This window comes from Endozoicomonas sp. SESOKO4, assembly GCF_024606275.1.
Genome location: NZ_JAHHPS010000011.1, coordinates 1 through 1,269, shown reverse-complemented (window position 1 = coordinate 1,269; position 1,269 = coordinate 1). Strand labels below are relative to the sequence as shown.

Annotated in this window: 1 protein-coding gene; it reads left to right on the top strand. The window is 49.2% G+C overall.

Annotation, left to right across the window (positions count from 1 at the left end; all coding sequences use genetic code 11):
- Positions 1 to 124 precede the first annotated feature (124 nt).
- On the top strand, positions 125 to 1,269 hold a 1,145-nt coding region (locus KDK16_RS00135; RefSeq protein WP_257274153.1), incomplete at its 3' end, for a hypothetical protein.

The following is a 1,269-nucleotide window of genomic DNA, read 5'->3' as shown; positions in this document are numbered from 1 at the left end:
GACTTGTTGCCCGGAGTGTTCTTGTCTTCTGTGATACGACAGGGTTTTAGAATTCTTGCAAAGCTTTCCACATGGCCGCTGTTGACCATCCTCCCCGACCAGGATCACTTCACAAGTTTGTTGCTTGTCGTGGCAATGGCTTTACGCTACGAATCTGCTGATTGCTTGCGAACTGATCCTGAACACAGATGCCCATTTGAGCGTCACCCCCTATTTCTGGCTTCCTGTAGAAGTGGTTGTCGCTGCCGGTTGGCTTTTAAAAAACTATAGCAACCCCGATACAAAGCCATTTGACCCGATTGAGCAACAGGCGAATCAGGGTCATCTGTTTGCAACCATCACTGCGGTGTTTGGCTCCGGAAATAATCCACCACAATGCCAGTCGTCAGAATCACCCAGCCAGCAAGCCCCGCAAACCACCCTCCCGCCTATAAGCTCTTTTATCAGCCCTTTTAATAATGGCTATAGCGGCGGTAACGGAGGCCATCAGCAACACCAGCACACTTTAGGTTTGAATTGTTTTACCCATCCCTGCCATGGGAGTTGTCACTTCCGCCTCTCATCCAATAGCAGTGAGCCTGCTGATTGGCCTATGAATCGTCTGGAAAGCTCATGGTTCCAATTGCCTGCTGGACACTGCTTAAGTGACATGGGGCATTTTGACCCTGCAAATGCTATGGCGTCCAGGCAAAACCCTCTTTTTAATACATTGAATGATCTTTCTGACATTCAGCTCTCATTCGATTCTGAGCCACTATTTGATGGCACTGATAGTGACCTTGAAGACTCAATCCAGAATGCTATTGATGCTACCGTGTCACTCAATAATGATGCGCCATTGCCCGGGTATTTGTCTTCCATCGCTGATGATGTTGAGGTCATTAATCGGTCACTCAATCTACAGAGTCTTCCCGAAGAAGACGGGATGGCCTTTACGCTTAACTATTCAGAAACACAACACACCACCTCGAAGTCATCCCAATTGGATCAGAGCCGACCCGATCTTTCCCAGACAGGCGCAGCACAAGCCACAGTCGACAGTGATCAAAGAATATGTGAGGAGACCGTTGTCGCGAAGGATGGCCAGCCAGGGGCATGCGGGAAGGTCTGCAAGAATGCCAGAGCCCTGATGAATCACAAAGGCAGATATCACACAGGGCAAAAAAACTGTGACGTGACCGTGGTCGGAAAGGATGGACAATCACGGCCATGCGGGAAGGTTTGTAAGAATGCTGACGCCCTGGTGAATCACAAAAACAGATACCACAG